The sequence below is a fragment of the Streptomyces sp. NPDC051286 genome (assembly GCF_044455345.1).
Lineage (GTDB): Bacteria > Actinomycetota > Actinomycetes > Streptomycetales > Streptomycetaceae > Streptomyces.
This window is the reverse complement of the sequence record NZ_JBITER010000011.1, coordinates 162,036-186,559: the sequence shown is the minus strand read 5'-3', so window position 1 is coordinate 186,559 and position 24,524 is coordinate 162,036. Positions and strand designations below refer to the sequence as shown.

The 24,524-nt window shown below is 70.3% G+C and carries 20 protein-coding genes and 2 pseudogenes; 9 read left to right on the top strand and 13 right to left on the bottom strand.

From position 1 onward, the window contains the following. Positions 1–42: 42 nt before the first annotated feature. Both ACIBB8_RS14490 and ACIBB8_RS14485 read right to left on the bottom strand, forming a co-directional pair. A complete protein-coding gene (locus ACIBB8_RS14490) occupies positions 43–1,680 on the bottom strand; it encodes an ABC-F family ATP-binding cassette domain-containing protein (RefSeq protein ID WP_398951917.1) in 1,638 nt (545 codons plus the stop codon). 151 nt (positions 1,681–1,831) lie between these two features. Continuing rightward, positions 1,832–2,000: pseudogene (locus ACIBB8_RS14485) on the bottom strand (DDE-type integrase/transposase/recombinase); the annotation flags it as partial. On the opposite strand from ACIBB8_RS14485, the pseudogene ACIBB8_RS14480 reads away from it, so the two are divergent. The 3 genes and pseudogenes from ACIBB8_RS14480 to ACIBB8_RS14470 all read left to right on the top strand — a co-directional run. Further along, positions 1,998–2,144, top strand: a pseudogene (locus ACIBB8_RS14480) (transposase); the annotation flags it as partial. The pseudogenes ACIBB8_RS14485 and ACIBB8_RS14480 sit on opposite strands and share 3 nt — an antisense overlap. Then, the gene (locus ACIBB8_RS14475) at positions 2,144–2,524 is read left to right on the top strand and encodes a hypothetical protein (protein ID WP_398951977.1); all 381 of its coding nucleotides are present in this window, start codon (positions 2,144–2,146) and stop codon (positions 2,522–2,524) included. The pseudogene ACIBB8_RS14480 and the gene ACIBB8_RS14475, both read left to right, overlap by 1 nt. Positions 2,525–2,581: 57 nt before the next feature. Then, positions 2,582–3,544 (top strand): FAD-dependent oxidoreductase, encoded by a 963-nt coding sequence (locus ACIBB8_RS14470; protein ID WP_398951914.1) that lies wholly within the window; start codon positions 2,582–2,584, stop codon positions 3,542–3,544. 317 nt (positions 3,545–3,861) lie between these two features. On the opposite strand, the gene ACIBB8_RS14465 is transcribed toward ACIBB8_RS14470, so the two are convergent. Both ACIBB8_RS14465 and ACIBB8_RS14460 read right to left on the bottom strand, forming a co-directional pair. Beyond that, the gene (locus ACIBB8_RS14465) at positions 3,862–5,154 is read right to left on the bottom strand and encodes a M14 family metallocarboxypeptidase (protein WP_398951912.1); all 1,293 of its coding nucleotides are present in this window, start codon (positions 5,152–5,154) and stop codon (positions 3,862–3,864) included. Beyond that, positions 5,151–7,130, bottom strand: coding sequence for a Xaa-Pro dipeptidyl-peptidase (locus tag ACIBB8_RS14460; RefSeq protein ID WP_398951910.1), 1,980 nt, complete (start codon positions 7,128–7,130; stop codon positions 5,151–5,153). The genes ACIBB8_RS14465 and ACIBB8_RS14460 overlap by 4 nt, the downstream gene beginning before the upstream one ends. A gap of 201 nt (positions 7,131–7,331) precedes the next feature. Here ACIBB8_RS14460 and ACIBB8_RS14455 point away from each other — a divergent pair, with 201 nt between their 5' ends. The 3 genes from ACIBB8_RS14455 (at position 7,332) to ACIBB8_RS14445 (ending at position 10,080) form a co-directional block, all read left to right on the top strand. Further along, on the top strand, positions 7,332–8,816 hold the full coding sequence (locus tag ACIBB8_RS14455; protein WP_398951908.1) for a M1 family metallopeptidase: 1,485 nt from the start codon (positions 7,332–7,334) through the stop codon (positions 8,814–8,816). Between the two features lie 134 nt (positions 8,817–8,950). Next, positions 8,951–9,244: a substrate-binding domain-containing protein gene (locus tag ACIBB8_RS14450; protein WP_398951969.1), complete on the top strand. Its 294-nt coding sequence runs from the start codon at positions 8,951–8,953 to the stop codon at positions 9,242–9,244. Positions 9,245–9,273: 29 nt separating this feature from the next. After that, positions 9,274–10,080, top strand: a complete 807-nt coding sequence (locus tag ACIBB8_RS14445) for an SAM-dependent methyltransferase (RefSeq protein ID WP_398951905.1) — start codon at positions 9,274–9,276, stop codon at positions 10,078–10,080. A gap of 68 nt (positions 10,081–10,148) precedes the next feature. Here the strand turns inward: ACIBB8_RS14445 and ACIBB8_RS14440 are convergent, their stop codons facing one another. Beyond that, a complete protein-coding gene (locus tag ACIBB8_RS14440) occupies positions 10,149–11,036 on the bottom strand; it encodes an oxygenase MpaB family protein (protein WP_398951902.1) in 888 nt (295 codons plus the stop codon). Between the two features lie 485 nt (positions 11,037–11,521). Here ACIBB8_RS14440 and ACIBB8_RS14435 point away from each other — a divergent pair, with 485 nt between their 5' ends. Further along, positions 11,522–14,188 (top strand): SpoIIE family protein phosphatase, encoded by a 2,667-nt coding sequence (locus ACIBB8_RS14435; protein ID WP_398951900.1) that lies wholly within the window; start codon positions 11,522–11,524, stop codon positions 14,186–14,188. A gap of 150 nt (positions 14,189–14,338) precedes the next feature. Here ACIBB8_RS14435 and ACIBB8_RS14430 read toward each other — a convergent pair whose 3' ends face one another. Then, the gene (locus ACIBB8_RS14430) at positions 14,339–14,545 is read right to left on the bottom strand and encodes a hypothetical protein (RefSeq protein ID WP_398951898.1); all 207 of its coding nucleotides are present in this window, start codon (positions 14,543–14,545) and stop codon (positions 14,339–14,341) included. A gap of 264 nt (positions 14,546–14,809) precedes the next feature. On the opposite strand from ACIBB8_RS14430, the gene ACIBB8_RS14425 reads away from it, so the two are divergent. Then, complete coding sequence (locus ACIBB8_RS14425; RefSeq protein ID WP_398951896.1) at positions 14,810–15,541, top strand: MerR family transcriptional regulator; 732 nt, start codon at positions 14,810–14,812, stop codon at positions 15,539–15,541. 41 nt (positions 15,542–15,582) lie between these two features. Here ACIBB8_RS14425 and thrS read toward each other — a convergent pair whose 3' ends face one another. The 6 genes from thrS to ACIBB8_RS14395 form a co-directional block, all read right to left on the bottom strand. Continuing rightward, positions 15,583–16,908, bottom strand: a complete 1,326-nt coding sequence (gene thrS, locus ACIBB8_RS14420; protein WP_398951894.1) for a threonine--tRNA ligase — start codon at positions 16,906–16,908, stop codon at positions 15,583–15,585. Between the two features lie 138 nt (positions 16,909–17,046). Then, positions 17,047–19,218, bottom strand: a complete 2,172-nt coding sequence (locus ACIBB8_RS14415; protein ID WP_398951891.1) for a 3-hydroxyacyl-CoA dehydrogenase NAD-binding domain-containing protein — start codon at positions 19,216–19,218, stop codon at positions 17,047–17,049. Between the two features lie 38 nt (positions 19,219–19,256). After that, a complete protein-coding gene (locus tag ACIBB8_RS14410; protein ID WP_398951888.1) occupies positions 19,257–20,471 on the bottom strand; it encodes an acetyl-CoA C-acetyltransferase in 1,215 nt (404 codons plus the stop codon). Positions 20,472–20,507: 36 nt separating this feature from the next. Next, the gene (locus ACIBB8_RS14405) at positions 20,508–21,650 is read right to left on the bottom strand and encodes an acyl-CoA dehydrogenase family protein (RefSeq protein ID WP_398951886.1); all 1,143 of its coding nucleotides are present in this window, start codon (positions 21,648–21,650) and stop codon (positions 20,508–20,510) included. Between the two features lie 10 nt (positions 21,651–21,660). Then, positions 21,661–21,789 carry a hypothetical protein gene (locus ACIBB8_RS14400; protein WP_398951884.1) on the bottom strand — a complete coding sequence of 43 codons (129 nt, stop codon included), beginning with the start codon at positions 21,787–21,789 and terminating at the stop codon, positions 21,661–21,663. After that, positions 21,789–22,931, bottom strand: a complete 1,143-nt coding sequence (locus ACIBB8_RS14395) for a CaiB/BaiF CoA transferase family protein (protein ID WP_398951881.1) — start codon at positions 22,929–22,931, stop codon at positions 21,789–21,791. The genes ACIBB8_RS14400 and ACIBB8_RS14395 overlap by 1 nt, the downstream gene beginning before the upstream one ends. Positions 22,932–23,135: 204 nt before the next feature. On the opposite strand from ACIBB8_RS14395, the gene ACIBB8_RS14390 reads away from it, so the two are divergent. Further along, entirely contained in the window at positions 23,136–24,326 is a 1,191-nt protein-coding gene (locus ACIBB8_RS14390; protein WP_398951878.1) for a saccharopine dehydrogenase family protein, read from the top strand. A gap of 45 nt (positions 24,327–24,371) precedes the next feature. Here the strand turns inward: ACIBB8_RS14390 and mmpA are convergent, their stop codons facing one another. Then, positions 24,372–24,515, bottom strand: coding sequence for a morphogenic membrane protein MmpA (gene mmpA / locus ACIBB8_RS14385; RefSeq protein ID WP_327243110.1), 144 nt, complete (start codon positions 24,513–24,515; stop codon positions 24,372–24,374). Between the last annotated feature and the right edge of the window lie 9 nt (positions 24,516–24,524).

Here is a 24,524-nt window from a genome sequence, read left to right as displayed (position 1 = left end):
GCCTGCTCGGGCTTGGCTTTCGCCTGCTCGGGCTTGAGTGGGTCAGGCCTCGGTCAACCTGCCGTCGGCCACCTCGACGCGCCGCGTCGTCCGCACCGCCTCCAGCATCCTTCGGTCGTGCGTGACCAGCAGCAGCGTCCCCGTGTACGAGTCGAGCGCCGACTCCAGCTGTTCGATCGCGGGCAGGTCGAGGTGGTTCGTCGGCTCGTCCAGGACCAGGAGGTTCACCCCCCTGCCCTGGAGAAGGGCGAGGGCCGCCCGGGTCCGTTCGCCCGGGGAGAGGGTCGTGGCGGGCCGCATCACATGGTCCGCGCGCAGCCCGAACTTGGCGAGCAGCGTGCGGACCTCGGCCGATTCGGTCTCGGGGACGGCTGCGCAGAACGCCTCCAGCAAGGTCTCCGAGCCGTGGAACAGTTTCCGTGCCTGGTCCACCTCGCCCACCACCACGCCCGAGCCGAGCGTCGCATGGCCCGAGTCCAGCGGCAGGCGGCCGAGCAGCGCCGCGAGGAGCGTGGACTTGCCGGCTCCGTTGGCGCCGGTGATCGCCACCCGGTCCGCCCAGTCGATCTGCAGCGACGCCGGCCCGAACGCGAAGTCTCCGCGCACGACCTGCGCCTCGCGGAGCGTGGCGACGACCGATCCGGAGCGCGGGGCCGTGGCGATCTCCATCCGCAGCTCCCACTCCTTGCGCGGCTCCTCGACGACATCGAGCCGCTCGATCATGCGCTGCGTCTGCCGGGCCTTCGCGGCCTGCTTCTCGCTCGCTTCACTGCGGAACTTGCGGCCGAGCTTGTCGGAGTCGGTGGCCTTGCGGCGGGCATTCCTGACGCCCTTGTCCATCCAGCCGCGCTGCATCTGGGCGCGGCCTTCGAGGGCGGAGCGCTTGTCGGCATACTCCTCGAACTCCTCGCGGGCATGCCTGCGGGCCCGGTCGCGCTCCTCCAGATAGGCCTCGTACCCACCGCCGTAGAGGTTGATCTGCTGCTGGGCGAGATCGAGTTCGAGGACCTTGGTGACCGTACGCATCAGGAACTCGCGGTCGTGGCTGATGACGACGGTGCCGGCGCGCAGCCCGGAGACGTAGCGCTCCAGCCGCTCCAGTCCGTCCAGGTCCAGATCGTTGGTGGGTTCGTCGAGCAGGAAGACGTCGTACCGCGACAGAAGCAGCGAGGCGAGTCCGGCGCGGGCGGCCTGGCCGCCCGATAGCGCGGTCATCGGCAGGTCGAGGCCGACCGTCAGACCGAGGTCGGCGGCGACCTCCTCGGCACGCTCGTCGAGGTCGGCGCCGCCGAGGGCCAGCCAGCGTTCGAGGGTTTCGGAGTACGCGTCGTCCGCCCCCGGTGCCCCGTCGACGAGGGCCTGGGTGGCGGCGTCCATCGCCGTCTGGGCGTCGGCGACGCCGGTCCGGCGGGCGAGGAAGTCCCGCACGGTCTCGTCCCGGCGGCGCTCCGGCTCCTGCGGGAGGTGGCCAACGGTGGCGGTGGGCGGGGAGAGCCGCAGCTCACCCTCCTCCGGCCGGTCGAGCCCGGCGAGCAGCCGGAGCAGAGACGATTTTCCGGCTCCGTTGACTCCGACGAGACCGATCACGTCACCGGGTGCGACGACGAGGTCGAGTCCGGCGAAGAGTGTGCGGTCGCCGTGTCCGGCGGCGAGGTCCTTGGCGACGAGAGTGGCAGTCATCAGGGTGTCGATCCTAATCGGCGGACGGCTTCGCTCTCGACGAGTGTCGGAGAAGCCCGCGGGGGCACCGGACGCGGCGCGGTTCCGCGCGAGTGCGGGTGCGGGTGCGGATCGCGGGGCGGGCCCGCCCAGGTCGCCGTTCATCGCGGCTGTAGCAGGCGCCGTTGTCGGTCAGGACGCGTTCGACGGTGATCCCGGCCTGGGTGAAGAACGCGTGGGCCCCGGGCCCAGAAAGCGGTGGCGGTCTCTTTCTTCTCGTCGGTGAGGATTTCGCTGTAGGCGAGGCGGGAGTGGTCGTCGACGGCATTGTGGAGGTAGCTGTCAAGGGCTTCACCTCCCGCGTGCTGCGGGAAGAGTTTTTGCACCTGAAGTCGCGGACGCCTACCTTGTGGTCGTCGTCGTACTTCGCCGCATCGGTCGGCGCGGTCAGCGCCGCGACAGTGGAGAAGTACATCAACACCCAGTGGGAACGGCCCCAGAAGAAGGGCAAGGAGGCGCGGGACGGGCGCTGCTCGCGGTCGCTTCCGTCCTCGTCGGGTCCGCGACGGTTGCCGTGCTGCCCGGGCTGGTGCTGCTGGTCGCGGTGATCCGTGGCCTGCTGAACGGACGGATCTGGGCGCGGGCCCTCAGCATCCTCACGTCATCCGTGAGTCTGGGTGCCGCTGCGGCTGTGCTGCTGACGCTCGGCGATCTGGCCACCCCCAAGAAGGGCCTGTTCCCGCCCGAACCACCCGATGTGGCGGTCCCGGTGACTCTCACCGTGCTCGGCGCTCTGGTCCAGATCCTGCTGCTGTACGCGATGGCGGGAAGACGCGGAGCAGAGTTCTTCGACAAAGGCCGCTGACCCGAATCACGTCTCCGGGGGTCACCACTGACCAGGACTTTCCGTTAGCGTCCGGCCATGAGCGACACACGGGCAGAGATGACGGGGCAGACGGACGTGCCGGACGTGATCGTGGTGGGTGGTGGGATCAGCGGGCTGACCACGGCCCTGGTGCTGGCCGAGCGCGGCCACCGGGTGCGGGTCTGGTCCCGGGAGCCGGCTGCGGCGACGACGTCGGCGGTGGCGGGGGCGTTGTGGTGGCCGTACCGGATCGAGCCGGAGGGGCTGGTCGGCGACTGGTCACTGACGTCGCTCCGGAGATACGAGGAGCTGGCCGGGCGCCCGGACGAGACGGGGGTGCGGCTGGTCTCCGGTCTGCACGGGGGCGAGCGGCTCGCCGCTCTCGGTTCGTGGGCGGGGCAGTTGAAAAACGTGACCGAGGTCGCGGAGGGGCTGCGGGTCCGGCTGCCGCTGATCGACATGCCGGCGCATCTGAGCTGGCTGGAGCGGCAGTTGGCGGCGGCCGGTGGCGTTGTCGAGCGGCGTACCGTCACCTCGTTCGACGAAGCCGCCGCCGAGGCGTCGACGGTGGTCAACTGCACCGGTCTCGGGGTGCGGGAGCTGGTCCCCGATGCCGGAGTGCGCCCGGTCCGCGGCCAGCTGGTGCTGGTGGAGAACCCAGGGATCGAGGAGTGGTTCACCGAGGCGGACCCTGCCTCGGACGCGACGACGTACTTCTTCCCGCAGCCCGGGAGGCTGGTTCTCGGCGGCACGGCCGAGGTGGACGACTGGAGCACGGAGCCCGACCCCCGGACCGCCGAGGAGATCGTGGCCCGGTGTGCCCGGATCCGGCCGGAGATCGCGGGGGCGCGGGTCATCGGGCACCTGGTGGGTCTGCGTCCCGCGCGCGACACCGGTGTGCGGATCGAGGCCGAACCGCTGCCGGGCGGCGGGCGGTTGGTGCACAACTACGGGCACGGGGGTGCGGGGGTGACGGTGGCCCTGGGCTGCGCGCGGGCGGCGGCCGATCTCCTCTCCTGAACCGGGCCGCGGGGCGGGGGCGCGGGCGGCACGGCGGAGGGCGGCGCGCCGGGGCCTCAGTCGGGCGGCGTTCCGGGCTCGGACGGGTGATCGCGGTGGTCCGTGATCGGGCCGGACCGGGCCGATGCGGATCTCGGACACCACCCCGTCGGTCGTGGGGTGCCGGTCTCGCGTCGGGTCGCCGGGCAGATCCGCCGTGATCGGCAGATCCCCCGGCCGCCCGTTCTCCGTTCGTCCTACGACACGAGTGGCACCTTTCACGGAAGCCGAGTTCCGCTCTCCGTAGGCAGTGCCACACGCATCACATGCTCATGGGATCAGCAAGCCGTATCGACTTGTGCGCTTGTGAGGTGATACGTCGCCCGCTCGTCCAGGAGGAGCGGAATCAGGTTCCGGGCCGACTGCCGCAACGGTACGTACGCTCCGTCACCGTCAGGCCGGGACGTGACGCCGTGCAGGGCGAGTTCGTCCTTGACTTCGGCGAACTGGGCGGCGCTCAGACGGTAGCCGCACGGCGGGTCCTGGAGGATGTCGACAGGTTCGGCCGGGTCGTTGTCCGCGCCCCCGAGGTAGACGGGGCCGCGGTCGGCGAACCCGGCCGCCCGGGACGCGGCGGTGGCGGCGCCGATGGGACCCCGTCGTTCGTCGGTGAACCGGAGCAGTCCGTCAAGCGCGACGAGTTGCGAGTCGACGCGACGCCGGCTGTTGAGGGCCGGGTCCGCCTTCTCGGCGTCGGTGAGCGCATCGACGCGGGACTCGATGAGCAGGCCCACCGCGTGCTTGATTCCCGAGGTGTTGCGCAGGATGCGCTCCTGCCCGTCGCCCGCCGTCTGCTTGATGGGGTCTCCGGTGACCGGGTCGGTCCAGATCCCGTAGAGACCGCTGCTGTAGCCGGCGTCCTTGGCGGTGGGCCGCACGTACTGTTCCGCGAGGGTCCGCGATTCGTTGTGCACCCGGTCGGTGACGTTGAGGTTGCGGGGCCAGAGGACGAACAGGTCCTTGTCGTAGTACGGCGGGGTGGCACCGTACTCGTGCAGGTCGTAGATCACCTCGGGCTTCCGGTCGCGGATGACCGCTGCCATGGCGCGCGCCTCGGCGGTCTGCAGGGCGATGTGGTCACGGTTGATGTCGACGCCGTCGGAATTGCCGCGGGTGTTCGCGGCGCGCCCGTCGGGGTTGGCGGTGGGCACTACGAGGACATCGGTGTGCGAGAGGAAGGTGCGGGTCGCCCGGTCGTCTGCGTACGCGAGATCGCGAATGGTGGTCAGACACGCCTCGCGGCCGGACGGTTCGTTGCCATGCTGACTGCAGATCAGCAGGACCGTGGCGGCCGCGTGGCGGTGTTGGCCGATGCGGACGAGCTGGAGCGGGCGGCCCTGTTTCGTCGTGCCGATCCGGTCGACGGAGACCCGGTCGCTGCCCCGGTCGACGGCGGCGAGGAAGGACTGCTCCTCCGACTGGCCGGTCCAGTGGGCCCCGTTGCTGGTTTCGAAGCCGGTACGGGGCGGGGTGGGCGCGGCCTCGGCCGGCGCGGCGGCCAGGGGGACGGCCAGCGCCGTCGCCGCGACGGCGATGGCGAGGTTGCGGACGAGCGGGATACGGAGTCTCATGAGCGGCTGCCTCCCGGGATACGGAGTGCGGGACGCGGCGGTGCCACGCCTTCGGGACGGGATGCGTGGGGGGTGGCTACCGCGTGCGCGGGGCCCGCGGTGGCGCGCACGAACGCTGCGGCGCCGCCGACGAACGGCAGCTTCGCGGACGTGCGCGCCAGATCGAGGGTGAGCGTGGGGGTGGAGGCCGGCGGATCGATGAGGTCCTGGTCGGTGCCCGCGACGATCAGGGCGAGGCGGTGTCCGGCCGGCACCACGTGATCGCTCGCGGCCAGATCGACCGTGATCGTGTAGCGCTTGCCCGGGGTGAGCGGGCGGCCCTTGCCTCCAGAGGCGTACGTACCGAGGTCGGCCCAGCCGCGGCTGAAGACGGTCCGGTCGACGGCGGCGGTCCTGGCCGTCGTCTCCTTGAAGCAGGAGCTGTCGCCGGCCGTGCTCGCACCCCAGCAGGTGCGGTCGGTGAGGGTCCTGATGCCTTCGCCGGACGCGCCGTAGTCCCGGATGGTGTTGGGGCCGACATCGACGAGGACGGCCGAGAGATGGGCGGTCGAGGTGGTCGGGGTCGCGGTGACGGTCACCCTCGACGAGCCGGACAGCCGCAGGTCGTGGGCGAGCGGCGCGGTGAGGAACCCGGCCTTGGCGTCCGTGGACCGGTCCAGGTCGGCGGCCCAGTCCGTCTCGCTCTGCTTCGGGTCGTCGGTGAACGTCTCGGTGGCGCCGGGCCGGGCGGTCCTCCGGGTGAGGGTGCCGACACCGGGTGCGGTGCCGGTGCCGGGGCGCACGGTGGTGGCGGCGGTGGTGCGCGGCGGCCAGACCTTGTCGGTGGACCACTGGTCGGGGTGGCGCTCGATATCGGCCATCGGTTCGTGGTCGATGCCGTTGTCGTAACCGAGGAGGTAGTGGTCGAACCAGCGGTGCAGCGTGTCGACCCACTCGGCGCGCCGGAAGTCGAACGGGTCGACATGGCCGGTCTGGGAGAGCCAGATCTTACGCTCCACCCCCTGTGCGGCAAGGGCGTCCCACCACTGGCCAAGGTGCTTGGTGCGGACGTTGAGGTCCTGCATCCCGTGCACCGCAAAGACGCTGGCCTTCACCTTGCGGGCGTCCTTCACGTAGTCGCGCTCGCTCCAGAGATTCGTCCAGTCGCCGGTACGGGGCGCCTCGTCGACGAGTTTCTGCTGCACGGCAGCGCAGCGCGCCCGCGCCCCGGGGCTCTCGACATAGTCGGAGAGCCATTCGGGACCACCGTCGTAGAGGGGGGCGCCCTGGGCGAAGTAGTAGTCGTACCAGGAGGAGATGGAACCGATCGGGACGATGGTCCGCAGCCCGTCGACACCGGTCGCCGCCACACCGTTGGCGATGGTGCCGTCGTAGCTCTTGCCGATCATGCCGGTGCGGCCGTTGGACCAGCCTGCCGAGGTGCGTTCGGTGCCGGTGCGGGTGGTGTAGCCGCGGGCCCGGCCGTTCAGCCAGTCGATGACGGCTGTCGCGGACTGGATGTCCGAGCGGCCACCGACGTCGACGCAGCCGTCGGAGCGATTGGTACCGGCCAAATCCACGGCGACGAAGGCGTAGCCGCGCGGGACGAAGTAGTTGTCGTAGTAGAGCGGGAACTGGACGGGGTCGCCGTTGGTGTCGTACGTCTTCAACTGGCTCTCGTTGCCCCGCCCGCAGCACGAGTAGTAGGGGCTGGCGTCCATGATCACGGGTATCTTGCGGCCCTGTTGTGCGGGTTCGCGCGGCCGGACGATGTCGACGGCGACGCGGTCGCTCTTCCCGTTTCCGTCGCCGTCCAGGCCCGTGTCCACCCAGACGGACTCACGGACGGCGTTCCCGTAGGAGTAGACGGCTCTGCTCTCCCGTGGGCTCGAGCCCTGTGCACCTGCCGGCGAGAGCAGGACGGTCATCAGGGCGGCCGAGGCCGCCACCACCAGCGATCTGTACGTCAAGCGGGTACCCCGCGCGCGTATCGGCATCTGCGGAAGGTACCCCGGTCAACTCCTGTGCGACAGGGGGCGATCGCAGGCCGATGTGACGGAAAGGCAGTCAAGGTGTCATGTCGGCCGAATGGCGATCGTGTGACAGGGGTGGCCATGGACACGACCAGGCTGGGGAACGCTGAATAGTGTCGAAGGACCGGCCGGAAAGAGCATCCGCCCCGAAGACTTGGAGCATTCGTGCACCGCAGACTCATCGTCCCAAGCACACTCGCGGCCTCCCTGCTGCTGGCGATCCCGGCATCGGCCGCGGGAGGCACCGCGGGCGCCTCGGGTATCGGCGACCCCTATTACCCGGCCAGTGGCAACGGCGGCTACGACGTGTCCCACTACGACTTGCGGCTGAAGTATCAGCCCGCGACCGACCTCCTGGAGGGCACGGCGACGATCCTCGCCACCCCCACCCAGGATCTCTCGCGCTTCAACCTCGACTTCGGGCTCGACGTCTCCGAGGTGCGGGTGAACGGGAAGACGGCGCGGTACGCGAAGAGCGGAACCCAGGAACTGGAGATCACGCCGGCCGGCACCCTGGCGAAGGGCCGGTCCGTCTCGGTGGTCGTGCGGTACGCCGGGAAGCCGTCCGAGCTGAAGATCGGCGGCTGGACCGCCTGGGCCCGTACCCCGGACGGTGGCGTGGCCGCGCAGGAGCCGGAGTCGGCCGTGTGGTGGTTCCCCAGCAATGACCACCCGTTGGACAAGGCTACGTACGACGTGTCGGTGTCCGTCCCGGACGGGACCCAGGCCATCAGCAACGGCGTGCTGCAGTCGCAGAGTTCGAAACTCGGCTGGACGCGCTTCAACTGGCGCTCCAACAAGCCGCAGGCCGCGTATCTGGCGACGCTCGCGATCGGCAAGTTCGACATCACCAAGGACACGACGGCGGACGGGCTGCCGGTTCTCAACGCGTACAGCAAGGACCTCGGCGACAACGACGGGGCGGCGCGCGCCAGCATCGAGCGGACCACCGAGGTCGCCGAGTGGCTCACGGGTGTCTTCGGTCCGTATCCGTTCAACGCGCTCGGCGGCTACGTGCCCAATGTGACCAGCGGTTTCGCTCTGGAGACGCAGACCCGGCCGTTCTACAGCCCGAAGCAGTTCGCCAATGGCGCGAATGTCTCGGTGGTCGTCCATGAGCTGGCGCACCAGTGGTACGGCGACAGCGTGTCCGTCGACGGCTGGAAGGACATCTGGATCAATGAGGGCTTCGCCCGGTACAGCCAGTGGCTGTGGTCGGAGAAGGAGGGCGAGGGAACGGCGCAGGAACTGGCGGACTACACGTACGCCCTCCACCCGGCGGACGACCCGTTCTGGACGGTGAAGCCGGGAGACCCGGGTCCGGACAACCAGTTCCACGGGGCCGTCTACGACCGTGGGGCGCTGGCCCTTCAGGCGCTGCGGAACAAGCTGGGTGACGAGACCTTCTTCGCGCTGCTGAAGGGCTGGCCGGCCGAGCATGCCTACGGGAACGCGAAGGTGAGCGACTTCGTGACGTACGCGGAACGGGTGTCGGGCACGCCGCTCGCCGGCTTCTTCGACACCTGGCTGTACCAGCCGTCGCGGCCGGACGCTCCGGCGTCGGGCGCGGCACGGACCGTGCGGAGCGCCGGGCAGCCCGCCTCCTGGAAGAAGATCGCCGCGACGAACACGATCCACGACCGGGACTGATCCACAGGGGCACTGTCGGCGCCGTCACCCCCGGGCGAGGGGGGTGACGGCGCCGACAGTCCGGCGGGGTTCGTGCCGGTCCGCCGGCCCCCGGCCGCTCGCGGCCGGTTCGCGTGCGCACGAGGTGCGTCCCCCTGCCCGGTCCGAGCCCCGATTCCGCTCGCGAGGTCCGTCCCACGCCGGAGGCCGTCGCGGCCCCCGCAGGGGTCTCCAGGGCGACGGCCTCCCGGGTCGTGAACGGCGGGGCGGGGGTGCGCCTGGAGCAGGTCGCCGAGGCTGCCGATCCGCCGTTGACGACAGTCCATCAGGATGCCGTAGTGACGGGGAGGTTGATCGTTGGTCCGCTGATGCACCGGCTGGACGGCGAGGGGGAGGAACCCGATTCCGTGATCATGCCGACCGACTTCATCAAGCGGGCATCGGCCTGAGCGGCACGCCTCTGTGCCAAGCTCTGATCATGAATGATTCTTCTCGCTCACTTACCGACAGGCTGCAGACGGACCGACCGCACTCGGCCCGGGTATGGAACTACCTCCTCGGGGGCAAGGACAACTACCCCGTCGACGCCGAGTCCGGCGACATGATCCTGCGGGCGTTTCCCGACTTCGCCCAGATCGCCCGGCTGCAACGGGCCTTCCTCGCCCGCGCGGTGCACTTCCTGACCGCGGAGGCCGGCATACGCCAATTCCTCGATATCGGCACCGGCCTGCCCACCGCCAACAACACCCACGAAGTGGCTCAGCGGCTGGCGCCGGAGTGCCGGGTGGTGTACGTCGACAACGACCCCCTCGTACTGACCCACGCCCGCGCACTGCTCGCCGGCACCCCCGAGGGCGAGTGTGCGTACATCGACGCCGATGTGAGGGACGTCGACACAATCCTCGAACAGGCGGCCAGAACACTGGACTTCAGCCGGCCGATCGGTCTGACGATGCTGGGAATCATGGGGCAGCTGCCCGACGAGGACGGCCCGTGGGCCATCGTCGACCGGCTCGTGGCCGCGCTGCCCTCGGGCAGCTACCTGGCGCTGAGCGACGGTACGAACACGAGCGAAACGCTGAACGCGGCCATCAGGACGTACAACGCGAACTCGGCCAGCTCGTACCACCTGCGCAGTCCGGAACAGATCGCCGACTTCTTCCACGGCCTGGACCTGGTCGACCCCGGCGTCGTCAGGACGGCGGCCTGGCGGCCCGATCCCGACCAGCCGCGGGATGACGCCGCTCAGGGGCACGCGGCCAGCGGCATCGGGCGCAAACCCTGATCCGAACGTCTCGTCCCGAAGCCTGACGGGCGGCGCCGACCGCGCCGCCCGTCCACTCCGGAGGACCTTCAGCGAGAAGCGCCCCGGACCGCCCTGCGGTGCTCCGCCCGCGCCTCGCGGGCGAACCGCAGATAGCGCAGCCGCTCCGGAAGCACGGGCACCACGACCCGCACGACAACGGAGAACCGCCGCAGCTTCCGCTCCTGAGCGTCCGTCCACTCCAGACCGATCGCCTCGCGCGCGTCCGGCGGCATCAGCCCGATGGTGATGAACCTACGGAACCGGGCCAGCGGCGGGAGCACAAGCGGCCACAGCGCCTTGAGCAGCAGTCTGACGGGCAGCGGGCCGCGGTCCGGTGGCGGTACCGGCCGGTCGGTGGCGACCAGCTCCTCGACGACGACGGTCGTCTCGATCTCGTCGGCGAGCATCTTGCGGTAGTACGGCCAGAACTCCTCGATCGACTGCGGCATGTCCCGGTCGTGGATACCGAGGACCCGGCCGACCTGAAGCCATTCCCGGTACAGGGCCCGTTCCTGCACCTCGGTGAGGGGGCGAACGAGATAGCGCGTGGCGTGCCGGTAGATGGGGAAGCCGGTGGCGTGCACCCACGCGTAGTTCTCCGGTGACAGCGCGTGATAGCGGCGCCCTCGGCTGTCCGTGCCCTGGATGGTGCGATGGAGCTTCCGCAGCCTGCGCCCCTCCTCGGCTGCTTCCTCGCCCCCGTACACCCAGAGCAGGAGCGAGCGCAGGGACCGCTCGCCGCGCCCCCACGGGTCCGTACGGAACACCGAGTACTCGTCGACGCCCGCGCCGACCGCCGGGTGCGCAACCTGGAGGGTGAGGGCCGCCGGGAGCATCAGCAGGGCGCGGACATCCCCGGCGAGGCTCCACAGCACTCCGCCGGGCGGCGGCGGCTCGGGATCCCGAACCCTGTCCCGGGGTGCTTCGCTGCTCATACGGATACTCCCAGCGTTCGGTGGCGTGCGGGCCGGTGCCCGGCTGGTGTGTGTTCCAGTATGCGATCGTGACCCACAGTGCCGGCCACCGACGTCTTGCCTGCCCCGACGGTGCCGGTGATCAGAAGGGCACGGGCTTCATCACCCCTCCGTTGCTGCCACACAACTGAGTGCGCAATGCGCAGCACCCTGGCCGCTGGTCACTGCGCGGTCAAGGCCTCCGACCGCCGCCGTTCGCCTTGCGGCGCACCGGTTTCCTCCCGGCGATCGGCAACACTGGATCCATGGGTGTGCTCAGATGTTTCCGCCGATCCTCGGTGGCGTCTTCCCGTCTGTTCGCTGGTTGGCGTGCGCGGATTCGGCGTGAGGTTCCGCGTCCGGGAACGGGGCAGCGGACGCGTCCGGGGGGCGGGCGGGAGGTCCCACACCCCTCGCGGGGGCGGCGCCTGCGCTCCCTGCTGAGCCCGCGGAGCGTCGCCGGCCAGGTGTTCCTTCTGCAGCTGGCGGTCGTGGTGTTGCTCGTCGCCGCGACGGTGGTGGCGCTGGCGGTGCAGGCCCGGCGCCAAGGCACGGAGAAGGCCCGCGACAGGACGCTTGCCGTCGCCGAAGCGTTCGCGAACTCCCCAGGGATCGTGGAGGCGCTGGACAGCCGCGATCCGACCGCGGTGCTGCAGCCGCGCACCGAGAGGGCCCAGGAGCGATCCGGCGTCGACAGCATCGTGATCATCAGCACGGACGGTATCCGATACACCCACCCCGACCCGCACAAGATCGGGAAACATGTCGTCAAGGCCGATCCCTACAAGGAGGCGGTGAGGGGCAAGACCCTCACGGACACCGAGGTGACCCCGCTGGGTCTGAGCGTGTTCGCGGAGGTCCCCGTCTTCAGGCCTGACGGCTCGGTTGCCGGCATCGTGTCCCCCGAGGTCAGGGTCAAGAAGGTGAACGAAGCGGTGCAGGGGGAGCTGGCGATCATCTTCGGTGCCGCGGGCGGCGCGCTGGCCCTGACCGCGAGCGGGTCGGCGCTGGTGGGCCGTCGGCTGCTGCACCAGACCCGCGGGCTGGGCCCCGCCGAGATGACGCGCATGTACGAGCATCATGACGCGGTGCTGCACGCGGTGCGCGAAGGCGTGCTGATCATCGGTGGCGACGGGCGGCTGCTACTGGCCAACGACGAGGCGAGTCGGCTGCTGGACCTACCGGCGGACGCGGAGCAGCGCCAGGTCACCGATCTCGGCCTGCCCCCGGGCACTGCCGAGCTGCTCGCTTCGGGGCGGGCGGCCACCGACGAGGTGCACCTGGCGGGGAACCGGCTGCTGGCCGTCAATGTGCGGCCCGTCCACCGCCACGGCGGCTCGGCCGGCAGCGTGGCGACGCTGCGCGACACGACCGAACTGCGCACGCTCACAGGCCGGGTCGAGGTGGCCCGCGAGCGCCTGCAGTTGCTCTACGACGCGGGGGTGCGGATCGGCACCACGCTGAATGTGGTGCGCACTGCCGAGGAGCTGGCGGAGATGGCCGTCCCGCGGTTTGCCGACTTCGTCACCGTGGAGCTATTGGATCCGATCCTGCGGGGCGAGGAGCCGACCGACGCGCGCACCGAGATGCGCCGCACCGCCATCCGTGGCGTCCGCACCAGCCTTCCCTTCGTCCCGACGGGAGAGCTGATCACATTCGCGCCCGCCACACCGCAGATGCAGGGCTGGGAAAGCGGCCATGCGGTTCTGGAACAGGATCTGGCCCGTGCCGACAGGTGGCGGGCCGGGGACCCTGAATGGGCTCGGACGGTCCTGGAGCTGGGCATTCACTCGCTCATCTCGGTTCCGCTGCAGGCCCGCGGCGTGGTGTTGGGAATCGCCAATTTCTGGCGCTCGGAGAAGGAATCCTTCGAGGAGGAGGACCTGTCCTTCACCGAGGAGCTGGTCGCCCGCGCCGCGGTGGCGATCGACAACGCCCGCCGGTACACCCGCGAGCACACCATGGCCGTCGCCTTGCAGCGCAGTCTGCTGCCCCGGGGCCTGCCCAAGCAGTCAGCCTTGGAGGTGGCCCACCGCTATCTGCCCGCGCAGGCGGGAGTCGGCGGGGACTGGTTCGACGTGATCCCGCTGCCTGGGGCCCGGGTCGCCCTGGTCGTGGGAGACGTGGTCGGGCACGGGCTGCACGCGGCGGCCACCATGGGCCGGTTGCGCACCGCCGTGCACAACTTCTCCACCCTGGACCTCGCCCCGGACGAGCTGCTGGCCCGCCTGGACGAGCTGGTCGCCCACATCGACGCCGACGAGGCCGCCGGCGAAGGTGAGGGCGAAGGAGTCACCGGCGCCACCTGTCTGTACGTGATCTACGATCCGGTCTCCGGGGTGTGCAACATCGCCTGCGCCGGTCACCTGGGTCCCGCCCTCATCCACCCCGATGGCACTGTCACCTTCCCCGATGTCCCCGTCTCCCCGCCTCTCGGTCTGGGTGGCAGCCTCCCGTTCGAAACCGCTGCATTGCAGCTGCCGGAGGGCAGCCAACTGGTCCTCTACACCGACGGACTCATCGAGAATCGCCACCAGGACCTCGACGCCGGCCTGGGACTCCTCCGCGATGTCCTGTCCCACCCCGGCCGCAGCCCGGAACAGACCTGCCAGGCGGTCTTCGACGCACTGACGCCCGAGCGCCCCAGCGACGACATCGCCCTGCTGGTCGCCCGCACCCGGCTACTGGACGCGGAACGGGTCGCCGACTGGGACGTTCCCTCCGACCCCGCAGCCGTCTCCCAGGTGCGCGCCGACGTCACCGACCGGCTGGAGACCTGGGGCCTGGACCAGGTGGCCTTCACCACCGAGCTGATCGTCAGCGAGCTGGTCACCAACGCCATCCGGTACGGCACCCAGCCCATCAGGCTCCGCCTGCTGCACGACCGCAACCAGCTGATCTGCGAGGTTGCCGACGGCTCCAGCACCTCCCCCCACCTGCGCCGGGCGGTCACCACCGACGAGAGCGGCCGCGGCCTGTTCCTCGTCGCCCAGTACGCCCAGCGCTGGGGCACCCGGTACGGCACGCGCGGCAAGGTCATCTGGACCGAACAACCCCTTCACGTCGCCGCAGCCGAAACCGGTGCAGGCCTCGGCGACAACCTGTTGGATCTTTGGCCTGACACAGAGCTGTGACGACGGCGTGTTCGGTGCGCAGGAGTCGCACACTCGCCCAGGTCCCACAGCTGCTCCGTGCTCATCGTCTCCGCCGATCGGCCCGGGCTCCTGACTCAGCCTTGACCGCATGTTGCTCACCCGGCCAAATGAGCGTCTCGGTCGAGCACTTCACCGAAGCAGCTGTTCAGCGGCCTGTCCCAGGAGAGATCGTGCGGAGTCTGCGTAGCGCATCGCCGTCTTCTCGTCGAGCCCGAAAACCTTGGCGAGGTGGAGCGGGTCAGGCCCGTGGGTGAGGGCCTCTTCGAGTTGTCGGTCGACACGGGGTGCCCGGCAGTAGGCAGCGCGGGTGAAGGAGCGGGGCTGGGGTGCGTGCATTGCAAGGCGGAGGATTGAGCCAACGCGGAGCGTTGGTGATTGACGACAACGCCGCGAGGTGCGTGCGCCGGCCCCGCGGCGCCGCGAAGCCTACTGCCGGGCACTCTAAGTCACAGGACTGCGCTTCGATGCTGGTGGGCAATTTCACAACTGTGGTGAGACAGCAATACTGTTGAACCGAATGGATGCAATGGATGCGGCCGTGCCCACGTACAGCCGTGACCGAGGACAACAGTGCCCAGCGGTCAGCAGCGAGGAGCAGACATGGCGACCGGGACCGAGGAGCCGACGCTCACCGTCGACGAGCTGGCGGCGCGCGCCGGAGTCACCGTACGCACCGTGCGTTTCTACAGCACGCGGGGGCTCCTGCCGCCGCCCGTGATCGGACCGCGCCGGGTCGGTCACTACGGGCACGAGCACCTCTCGCGGCTGGCGCTGATCGAGGAGCTTCAGCACCAGGGCATGACCCTGGCCGCGATCGAACGCTATCTGGAGCAGCTTCCGCCCGATCTCAGCGCGCACGACCTGGCCATCCACCGGGCGCTGGTGGCGTCCTGGGCGCCGGACTCGGCGGAGCACGCCACCCGGACGGAGCTGGAGCGGCGGGCGGGACGGGCGCTGACCGAGGAGGACATCGACCGGCTGGCCGCAATGGGCGTTCTGGCGCGTGCGGAGGCGGCGGCCGGTAGCTACCGGGTCGATCCCGGGCTGCTGCGTCTCGGCGTCGAGCTGCTCGACGTGCCGATCGCGCACGAGACGATCCTCGCGGCCCGCACGGTGCTGCTGGAGCACACCCGTTCCGCCGCGCACGAGCTGACGCGGCTGTTCCGGGACGAGGTGTGGAATCCGTACCGGGAGCGGGAGTCGGACCCGGAGCAGGTGGCGGCGATGAAGTCGCTGTCGGCCCATATGCAGCCGATGGTGCTGCAGGCGCTGGTGACCGCGTTCCAGCGGTCGCTCAAGGAAGAACTGCGGGCGGCCTTCACGGCGGAGTGAGCCCCGCCACGGACAGGGGCTCACTGCCGGTGGACAGTTCATTACGAAACGTCGTCCCACAGCTCGGTGCTGTGGGCGTCGATGAGCGCGCCGATCCGTTCGAGGAAAACGTCGGCAGGCTGCGGGTCGAGGCGACGGCCGTCGCGCAGTCGTACGGCGACGTGGTCGTCGGCGGCTTCCCTGGCGCCGATCACGGCCTGGTACGGCACCAGGCGGTCCTCGCGGATGCGTGCGCCCAGGGTGCCGCGTTCCGGTCCGGCGATGCCGGACCGCAGCCCGAGGTCGGTGCAGCGCCGGGCCAGCGCCTCGGCGTGGGGCAGCTCGGCCTCGGAGATCGGGAGGATCGCCAGCTGGGTCGGGGCGAGCCAGGCCGGGAACGCGCCGCCGTGTTGTTCGATGAGATGGGCGACGGCCCGCTCCACGCTGCCGATGATGCTGCGGTGGACCATGACCGGCCGGTGTTTCGCACCGTCGGCGCCGATGTAGTGCAGGTCGAACTGCTCGGGCTGGTGGAAGTCGATCTGGACGGTGGACAGGGTGGATTCCCTGCCCGCGCCGTCGGTGACCTGGACGTCGATCTTCGGGCCGTAGAACGCGGCCTCGCCCTCCGCCGAGTCGTACGGCAGGCCGGAGCGGTCGAGTACCTCGGTGAGCAGGGCGGTGGACCGCTGCCACTTCTCGGGCGCGGCCACGTACTTGCCGCCGGGGCCGGGGAGGGAGAGCCGGTAGCGGGCCGGGCGGATGCCCAGCGCCTCGTACGCACTGCGGATCATCTCCAGGGCGGCCTGTGCCTCGCCGGCGACCTGCTCCAGGGTGCAGAAGATGTGCGCGTCGTTCAGCTGGATGGCGCGGACGCGGGTCAGTCCGCCGAGCACGCCGGAGAGTTCGGAGCGGTACATGCCGCCCAGTTCGGCCATGCGCAGCGGCAGCTCGCGGTAGCTGTGGGAGCGGGAGCGGTAGATCACCGCGTGATGGGGGCAGAGACTCGGTCGCAGGACGACCTGCTCCGAGCCCAGGTCCATCGGCGGGAACATGTCGTCGCTGTAGTGCGACCAGTGCCCGGAGATCTCGTACAGCTCCCGCTTGCCCAGCACCGGCGAGTACACATGCCGGTAGCCGGCCCGCCGCTCGGCGGCGCGGATGTACTCCTCCAGGGTGTGCCGCACGGTCGCCCCGTCGGGCAGCCAGTAGGGAAGTCCCGCGCCGATCAGTGGGTCGGTGTCGAAAAGGCCCAGCTCGCGGCCGAGCTTGCGGTGGTCGTGCATGGCGGTCTCCTCGCGGTCATCGGGCGAGTGACCGCAAGCCGAAGCCCCGGGGCACTCGCCCCGGGGCTTCGGACTGAGACATCTGTCAGCGCGCCGGGACACTCTCCGGCGTCGTCGTCATGGCAGCGCGCTTCATGGCGCTGACGCTAGCAGGGTGTCCCGCTGTCCACCCGGTATTTTCCGCCGGGAGGGTGCGGATAGCGCAGCCTCCCGGCGGTACGCCGTCCGCGGGGGCGCCGGTCAGTCGTGGAAGGTCTCGCCCTTCTCGGCCTTCTCCACCAGCAGCGCGGGCGGCAGGAACCGGTCGCCGTACTTCTCGGCGAGTTCCCGGGCGCGCGCCACGAAGCCGGGCAGGCCGCCCTCGTACCCGTTGATGTACTGGAGCACGCCTCCGGTCCACGGCGGGAAGCCGATGCCCATGATGGAGCCGATGTTGGCGTCGGCGACCGAGATGAGGACGTTCTCCTCCAGGCAGCGGACGCTGTCCAGTGCCTCGGAGAAGAGCATCCGCTCCTTCATGTCCTCGAACGGGACATCGGCGTCCGTCCTGGTGAAGTGCTCGCGCAGCCCCGGCCACAGTCCGGCCCGCTTGCCGTCCTCGTCGTAGTCGTAGAAGCCCGCGCCGCCGCTGCGTCCGGTGCGTCCGAACTCGTCGACCATCCGGTCGATGACCGCGTCCGCGGGGTGCCCGGCCCAGATGCCGCCCGCCTCCTCGACCGCGCGCTTCGTCTCGTTGCGGATCTTGCGCGGCAGGGTCAGCGTCAGCTCGTCCATCAGCGAGAGGACCTTGGCCGGGTAGCCGGACTGCGCCGCGGCCTGCTCGACCGACGCGGGCTCGCCGCCCTCGCCGACCATGGCGACGCCCTCGTTGATGAACTGGCCGATGACGCGCGAGGTGAAGAAGTCGCGCGAGTCGTTGACGACGATCGGCGTCTTCTGGATCCGGCGGACCAGGTCGAAGGCGCGTGCCAGTGCCTCGTCGCCGGTCTGCTCGCCCTTGATGATCTCGACCAGCGGCATCTTGTCGACGGGCGAGAAGAAGTGCAGGCCGATGAAGTCGGCGGGGCGCGTGACGCCCTTGGCAAGGACCGTGATCGGCAGGGTCGAGGTGTTGGAGCAGAGCAGCGCGTCGGGCTCGATGATGTCCTGGACCTCCTGGAACACCTTGTGCTTGAGCGCGGTGTCCTCGAAGACCGCCTCGATGACGGCGTCGCAGCCCGCCAGATCGGCCGGGTCGCCGGTCGGGGTGATGCGGGCCAGCAGTTCGTCGCGCTTCGCCTCGGTGGTGCGGCCCCGGGAGAGCGCCTTGGCCAGGAGCTTCTCGCTGTATGCCTTGCCCTTGGCGGCCGCCTCCGTGGAGACGTCCTTGAGGACGACGTCGATGCCGGCGCGGGCGCAGGAGTACGCGATCCCGGCGCCCATCATCCCGGCGCCGAGGACGGCGACCTTGGTGACCTGGCGCTCCGCGATGCCCTGGGGGCGGTTGGCGCCGGAGTTGACGGCCTGGAGGTCGAAGAAGAACGCCTGGATCATGTTCTTCGAGATCTGGCCGGTGACGAGCTCGGTGAAGTACCGGGCCTCGATGGTCAGCGCGGTCTCGAAGTCGACCTGGGAGCCCTCGACGGCGGCGGCCAGGATGTTGCGGGGCGCGGGCATGGGGGCGCCCCCGAGCTGCTTCTTCAGGTTGGCCGGGAAGGCGGGCAGGTTGGCCGCGAACTTCGGGTTCGACGGGGTGCCGCCGGGGATCCGGTAGCCCTTGACGTCCCAGGGCTGCTGGGACTCGGGGTGGGCGTCGATGAAGGCGCGGGCCTTGTCGAGCATCTCCTCGGGCGTGGCCGCCACCTCGTGGACGAGGCCGTTCTCCAGGGCGCGCTGCGGGGTGTACTGGGTGCCCTGGAGGAGGACCTTCAGCAGCGCGTCGGCGACGCCCATGAGGCGTACGGTGCGGGTGACACCGCCGCCCGCGGGCAGCAGGCCGAGGGTGACCTCGGGCAGGCCGATGCGGGAGCCGGGCGCGTCGAGGGCGACGCGGTGGTGGGAGGCGAGCGCGATCTCGTAACCGCCGCCGAGGGCCGCGCCGTTGATGGCGGCGACGACGGGGATGCCGAGGGTCTCGATGCGGCGCAGCGAGTTCTTGATGGCGGTGCCGACATCGAAGGCGTCCTGGGCGTTCTCGGGACCGACCTTGATCATGTCCTTGAGGTCGCCGCCCGCGAAGAAGGTCTTCTTGGCGGAGGTGAAGATGATGCCGCGGATGGAGTCCTTCTCGGCTTCCGCACGGTCGGCGATGGCCGCGATGGAGTCCTTGAAGGCCTGGTTCATCGTGTTGGCGGACTGGTTGGGGTCGTCGAGTACGAGGGTGACGACGCCGGTCTCGTCCTGTTCCCAGCGGATGGTCGTGCTCTCGGTCATTGCGGTGTTCTCCGTAAGCAAGGGGTGGCCGGGGACGGTCAGAGACGCTCGATGACGGTGGCGATGCCCATGCCGCCGCCGACGCAGAGGGTGGCGAGGCCGTACCGCTTGTCCTGGCGCTCCAGTTCGTCGATGAGCGTGCCGAGAATCATCGCGCCGGTGGCGCCGAGCGGGTGGCCGAGCGCGATGGCGCCGCCGTTGACGTTGATCTTGTCGAGGGACAGCCCCATGTCCCGGGCGAAGCGCAGCACGACACCGGCGAACGCCTCATTGATCTCGACGAGGTCGATGTCGTCGATGGTGAGTCCGGCCTTGGCGAGTGCCTTGCGGGTGGCGGGCGCGGGGCCGGTCAGCATGATCGTCGGCTCGGAGCCGGAGACTGTTGCGGAGACGATCCGGGCACGCGGCGTGAGTCCGTACCGCTCGCCGGTCTCCTTGTTGCCGATGGCGACGAGTGCGGCACCGTCCACGATGCCGGAGGAGTTGCCCGCGTGGTGGACGTGGTCGATCTTCTCGACCCAGTGGTACTTCTGCAGCGCCACGGCGTCGAAGCCGCCCAGCTCGCCGATGGTGGCGAACGAGGGCCCCAGCGCGGCCAGCGAGTCGGCGGTGGTGCCGGGGCGCATGTGCTCGTCGCGGTCGAGGACGACGAGGCCATTGCGGTCCTTCACCGGGACGACGGAGCGCGCGAAGCGGCCGTCCTTCCATGCCTCGGCGGCCCGCTCCTGGGAGAGCGCGGCGAACTCGTCGACGTCGCGGCGCGTGAAGCCCTCGATGGTGGCGATGAGGTCGGCGCCGACGCCCTGCGGGACGAAGCCGATCTCGTAGCTGGTCATCGGGTCCATCGCCCAGGCACCGCCGTCGGAGCCCATCGGTACCCGGGACATCGACTCGACACCGCCCGCGAGGATCAGGTCCTCCCAGCCGGAACGGACCTTCGCGGCAGCCAGGTTGACGGCTTCCAGACCGGAGGCACAGAACCGGTTCTCCTGGACGCCCGCCACCGAGTCCGGGAGTCCGGCGGCGATGGCGGCGATCCGGGCGATGTCGGAGCCCTGGTCACCGAGCGGGCTGACCACGCCGAGGACGATGTCGTCGATGGCGGCCGGGTCCAGGCCCGGGAAGCGGCTGCGCATTTCGTGGATGAGGCCGACGACGAGGTCGATCGGCTTGGTGCCGTGCAGGGCGCCATTGGCCTTGCCGCGGCCGCGCGGGGTGCGGATCGCGTCGTAGACAAACGCTTCGGTACTCAAGACAGCAGCCTTTCGGGGGTGGTCGATCGTCAGGGGTCAGGCAAGCAGCGAGCGGCCGATGATCTCCTTCATGATCTCGGTCGTACCGCCGTAGATGGTCTGGATGCGGCCGTCGGTGAACGCTTTGGCGACCCGGTATTCCGTCATGTAGCCGTAGCCGCCGTGGAGCTGGAGGCAGCGGTCGGCGACACGCTTCTGCAGTTCGGTGGCCCACCACTTGGCCATCGACGCGTGCACGGCGTCGAGCTTCCCGTCCGAGTGGTCGACGATGCACCGGTCGAGGAAGGCCCGGGTGACGGCGCACTCGGTGGCCATCTCGGCGATCTCGAAGCGGATGTGCTGGAGCGTGGAGAGCGGCCGCCCGAAGGCCTCGCGCTCCTTGACGTACTGGGTGGTGATCTCCAGGAGGTACTCGGCGGCGGCGATACCGGCGACCGCTATGCCCATCCGCTCCTGCGCCAGATTGGTCATGAGGTGGATGAACGCGCCGTCGCGCTCACCGAGCAGGTTCTCCTTGGGGACGCAGACGTCGTTGAAGAACAGCTCGGCCGTGTCCTGGGACTTCTGGCCGATCTTGTCGAGGTTGCGGCCCCGCTCGAAGCCGTCCGCACCGCGTTCGACGACGATCAGCGAGAGCCCCTTCGCGCCGCCCTCCGCGGTGGTCTTCGCCACGACGATCACCAGGTCGGCGAGGATGCCGTTGGAGATGAACGTCTTGGAGCCGTTGAGCAGCCAGTGGTCGCCCTTGTCCTCGGCGGTGGTGCGGATGCCCTGGAGGTCGGAGCCGGCGCCGGGTTCGGTCATCGCGATGGCGGTGATGATCTCGCCGCTGCAGAAGCCGGGCAGCCAGCGGCGCTTCTGCTCCTCGGTGGCGAGACCGGTGAGGTAGGGGCCGATGACGTCGTTGTGCAGGCCGAGCGCGAGCCCGGGGGCGCCGGCCCGGGTGAACTCCTCGGCGAGAACGGCGCTGTGGCGGAAGTCGGTGGTGCCGCCGCCCCCGTACTCCTCGGGCACGGCGAAGCCGAGCAGCCCCTGCCGGCCGGCCGCGAGCCAGACCTCGCGCGAGACGATGCCGTCCTTCTCCCACTGCTCGTAGTGCGGAAGGACTTCCTTGGCCAGGAAGGTCCGGACGGTCTCGCGGAACGCGTCGTGCTCCTCGGTGAAGATCTGCCGCTGCACTGCGAGCCCCCTAGAGCCAGTTCTTGACGGTGGAGATCAGCCGGGCCGGGTCGGGACCGACCGGGACGACATTGAGCATGGTGACGACGGAGGCCTCGCGCGGGTCGCCCGCGTAGTTCGGCGGCAGGAAGAGTTCCATCAGTCGGTGGGGTCCTTCCGGGGCCGGTGGATGCTTGGTACGTCCCAGTCCCGGGCGACGCCCGCGGTGTCCGCGCCGGGCTGCGCGGGTCCGTTGCGTACGGAGACGGGGGTGGCGGAGAAGCGGGGTGCGGGGGCGGGCTGGGTCAGACCGCTGTGTTCGACGAAGGTGGAACGGGCCGCGAGGTGCGGGTGGTGCGGGGCCTCGCGGAGCGACAGGACCGGGGCCACACACGCGTCCGTGGCTTCGAAGACCTCGGTCCACTCCGCGCGCGTCCGGGTCCTGAACCGGTCGGCGACGACCCTGCGCAGCTCCTCCCACCGGGTGAGATCCCTGCGGTCCGGGGCCCGGTCCTCGATGCCGAGGAGCTTCACGAACTCGTCGTAGAACTGCTGCTCCAGCGGGCCGACCGCCATGTACTGGCCGTCGGAGGTCTCGTACGACCCGTAGAACGGGCAGCCGCCGTCCAGGAGGTTGGAGCCGCGCCGGTCCTGCCAGCCGCCGGCCGCCAGCATCCCGTGGATCATCGTGGCGAGATGGGCGGCGCCGTCGACGATCGCCGCGTCCACGACCTGGCCCGCGCCGCCGGGGGTGCGGGCGTGCTGGAGGGCGGCGAGGACGCCGACGACGAGGTAGAGCGAGCCGCCCGCGTAGTCGCCGACCAGATTGGCGGGGACGGTGGGCGGCTCGCCGGGCTTGCCGATCATGGAGAGGGTGCCGGTGAGGGCGATGTACGCGATGTCGTGCCCGGCCCGTTCGGCGAGCGGCCCGTCCTGGCCCCAGCCGGTCATCCGCCCGTACACGAGCCGCGGGTTGCGGGCGAGGCAGGCTTCGGGGCCGACTCCGAGGCGCTCGGCGACGCCCGGCCGGTAGCCCTCGATCAGGATGTCGGCGCGTTCCACCAGGTCCAGGACGCGGTCCGGGCCGTCCTCGACCTTGAGGTCGACGAGCACCGAGCGTTTGTTGCGGTTGGTGAGGTCGTACGCGGGGTCAATACCGAGCCCCGCGCCGCCGGGCCGGTCGACCCTGACGACGTCGGCGCCGAGGTCGGCCAGCAGCATCGCGGCGAACGGGCCGGGGCCGATGCCCGCCAGCTCGACCACGCGCACACCCGCCAGCGGGCCGTGCTCTGTCGTTGCCATCGAACCCCCAGCGGTGTGACACAACTGATGTAACAGCGACGATGCTAAGAATGCTCCCCGCTCCGCACAACCCTTTTGGCCGAGCAAGCGCTTAGTTCTTTCTCGAGGATCCTCCCTCACGAGCGGCGCCCGCCTGCACACCGCCACGAACCCCTCCGCTAACCTCTGCCTGCGACATCGGCGCCGGCCCCTGCGGAGGCACTCGTGAACAGGCAGAACGGGGCACAACGCCCCTACGACATAGTCCTCTTCGGCGCCACCGGCTTCGTGGGTGTCCTCACCGCCGAATATCTCGCCTCCCACGCACCCGACGGCTGCCGCTGGGCGCTGGCCGGCCGCAATCCGGCCAAGCTGCAGAAGCTGCGCGAACGCCTGGCCGCCATCGATCCGCGCTGCGCGGACCTTCCGCTGCTGCACGCCGACGCCGACGACCCCGGTTCACTGCGCGCACTGGCCGAATCGGCCCACGTGGTGGCCACCACCGTGGGCCCCTACGTCTGGTACGGCGAGCAGCTGGTCGCCGCCTGCGCGGAGGCAGGGACGGACTACACGGACCTGACCGGTGAGGCGGAGTTCGTGGACCGGATGTTCCTGGAACACGATGCGCGGGCCCGCGAGACCGGGGCGCGGCTCGTGCACGCCTGCGGTTTCGATTCCGTACCCCACGACCTCGGCGTCTACTTCACCGTCCAGCAGCTGCCGCAGGACGCGCCGCTGACCATCGACGGGTTCGTCCGCAGCAACGCCGTCTTCTCCGGCGGTACGTTCGCCTCCGCGCTCACCGCTATGGGCCGCGGCCCGCAGATGCTGCGCGCCGCGCAGGAGCGCCGGCTGCACGAACCGCGCCTGGTCGGACGCCGAGCCCGCGCCTGCTTCGGCACCCCGCACTTCAGTGCCGAGACCGGCACCTGGGCGCTGCCCCTGCCGACACTGGACCCGCAGGTCATCGAGCGCTCGGCGCGGGCGCTCGCGCGATACGGCCCCGACTTCCGCTACCGCCACTTCGCCTCGGTGAAGACGCTGCCGGTGGCGCTGGGCGGCACGGCCGCGATCGGCGCCCTCGTGGGCGCCGCGCAGCTGCCCGCCGCGCGCAGCTGGCTGATGGACCGGTACGAGCCGGGTGAGGGCCCCGACGCGGAGCGCCGGAAGCGGAGCTGGTTCACGGTGCGATTCGTCGGGGAAGGCGGCGGACGCCGGGTCTTCACCGAGGTCTCCGGCGGCGACCCCGGCTACGACGAGACGGCGAAGATCCTCGCCCAGTCCGCGCTCTGCCTCGCCCTCGACGAACTCCCGCCGACATCCGGGCAGGTCACCACGGCCGTCGCAATGGGCGACGCACTGCTGGAGCGGCTGCGCGGGGCCGGGCTGCGCTTCCGGGTCGCGGCCATGCGCTGAGCGGATTCACGCAGGGACGGCCGCGGCCGGCGGGCCGTCCCGGCGTCAGAACATCCAGGACACGAGCGTGCAGATCATCGAGACGGTCCAGACGACCCCGGCAAGGACACCGAGAGTCATCCCTATGGCAACGCGCCGCTGGGCGACGTAGACGGTTCCGGCACGTGTGGACGTTCGATGATCGGTCATACGCACCAG

Coding starts and splice junctions, on each gene's coding strand:
- ACIBB8_RS14490 (WP_398951917.1), bottom strand. CDS start 1,680: ATGACTGCCACTCTCGTCGCCAAGGACCTCGCCGCCGGACACGGCGAC.
- ACIBB8_RS14470 (WP_398951914.1), top strand. CDS start 2,582: ATGAGCGACACACGGGCAGAGATGACGGGGCAGACGGACGTGCCGGAC.
- ACIBB8_RS14465 (WP_398951912.1), bottom strand. CDS start 5,154: ATGAGACTCCGTATCCCGCTCGTCCGCAACCTCGCCATCGCCGTCGCG.
- ACIBB8_RS14460 (WP_398951910.1), bottom strand. CDS start 7,130: ATGCCGATACGCGCGCGGGGTACCCGCTTGACGTACAGATCGCTGGTG.
- ACIBB8_RS14445 (WP_398951905.1), top strand. CDS start 9,274: ATGAATGATTCTTCTCGCTCACTTACCGACAGGCTGCAGACGGACCGA.
- ACIBB8_RS14440 (WP_398951902.1), bottom strand. CDS start 11,036: ATGAGCAGCGAAGCACCCCGGGACAGGGTTCGGGATCCCGAGCCGCCG.
- ACIBB8_RS14430 (WP_398951898.1), bottom strand. CDS start 14,545: ATGCACGCACCCCAGCCCCGCTCCTTCACCCGCGCTGCCTACTGCCGG.
- ACIBB8_RS14425 (WP_398951896.1), top strand. CDS start 14,810: ATGGCGACCGGGACCGAGGAGCCGACGCTCACCGTCGACGAGCTGGCG.
- ACIBB8_RS14415 (WP_398951891.1), bottom strand. CDS start 19,218: ATGACCGAGAGCACGACCATCCGCTGGGAACAGGACGAGACCGGCGTC.
- ACIBB8_RS14400 (WP_398951884.1), bottom strand. CDS start 21,789: ATGGAACTCTTCCTGCCGCCGAACTACGCGGGCGACCCGCGCGAGGCC.
- ACIBB8_RS14395 (WP_398951881.1), bottom strand. CDS start 22,931: ATGGCAACGACAGAGCACGGCCCGCTGGCGGGTGTGCGCGTGGTCGAG.
- mmpA (WP_327243110.1), bottom strand. CDS start 24,515: ATGACCGATCATCGAACGTCCACACGTGCCGGAACCGTCTACGTCGCC.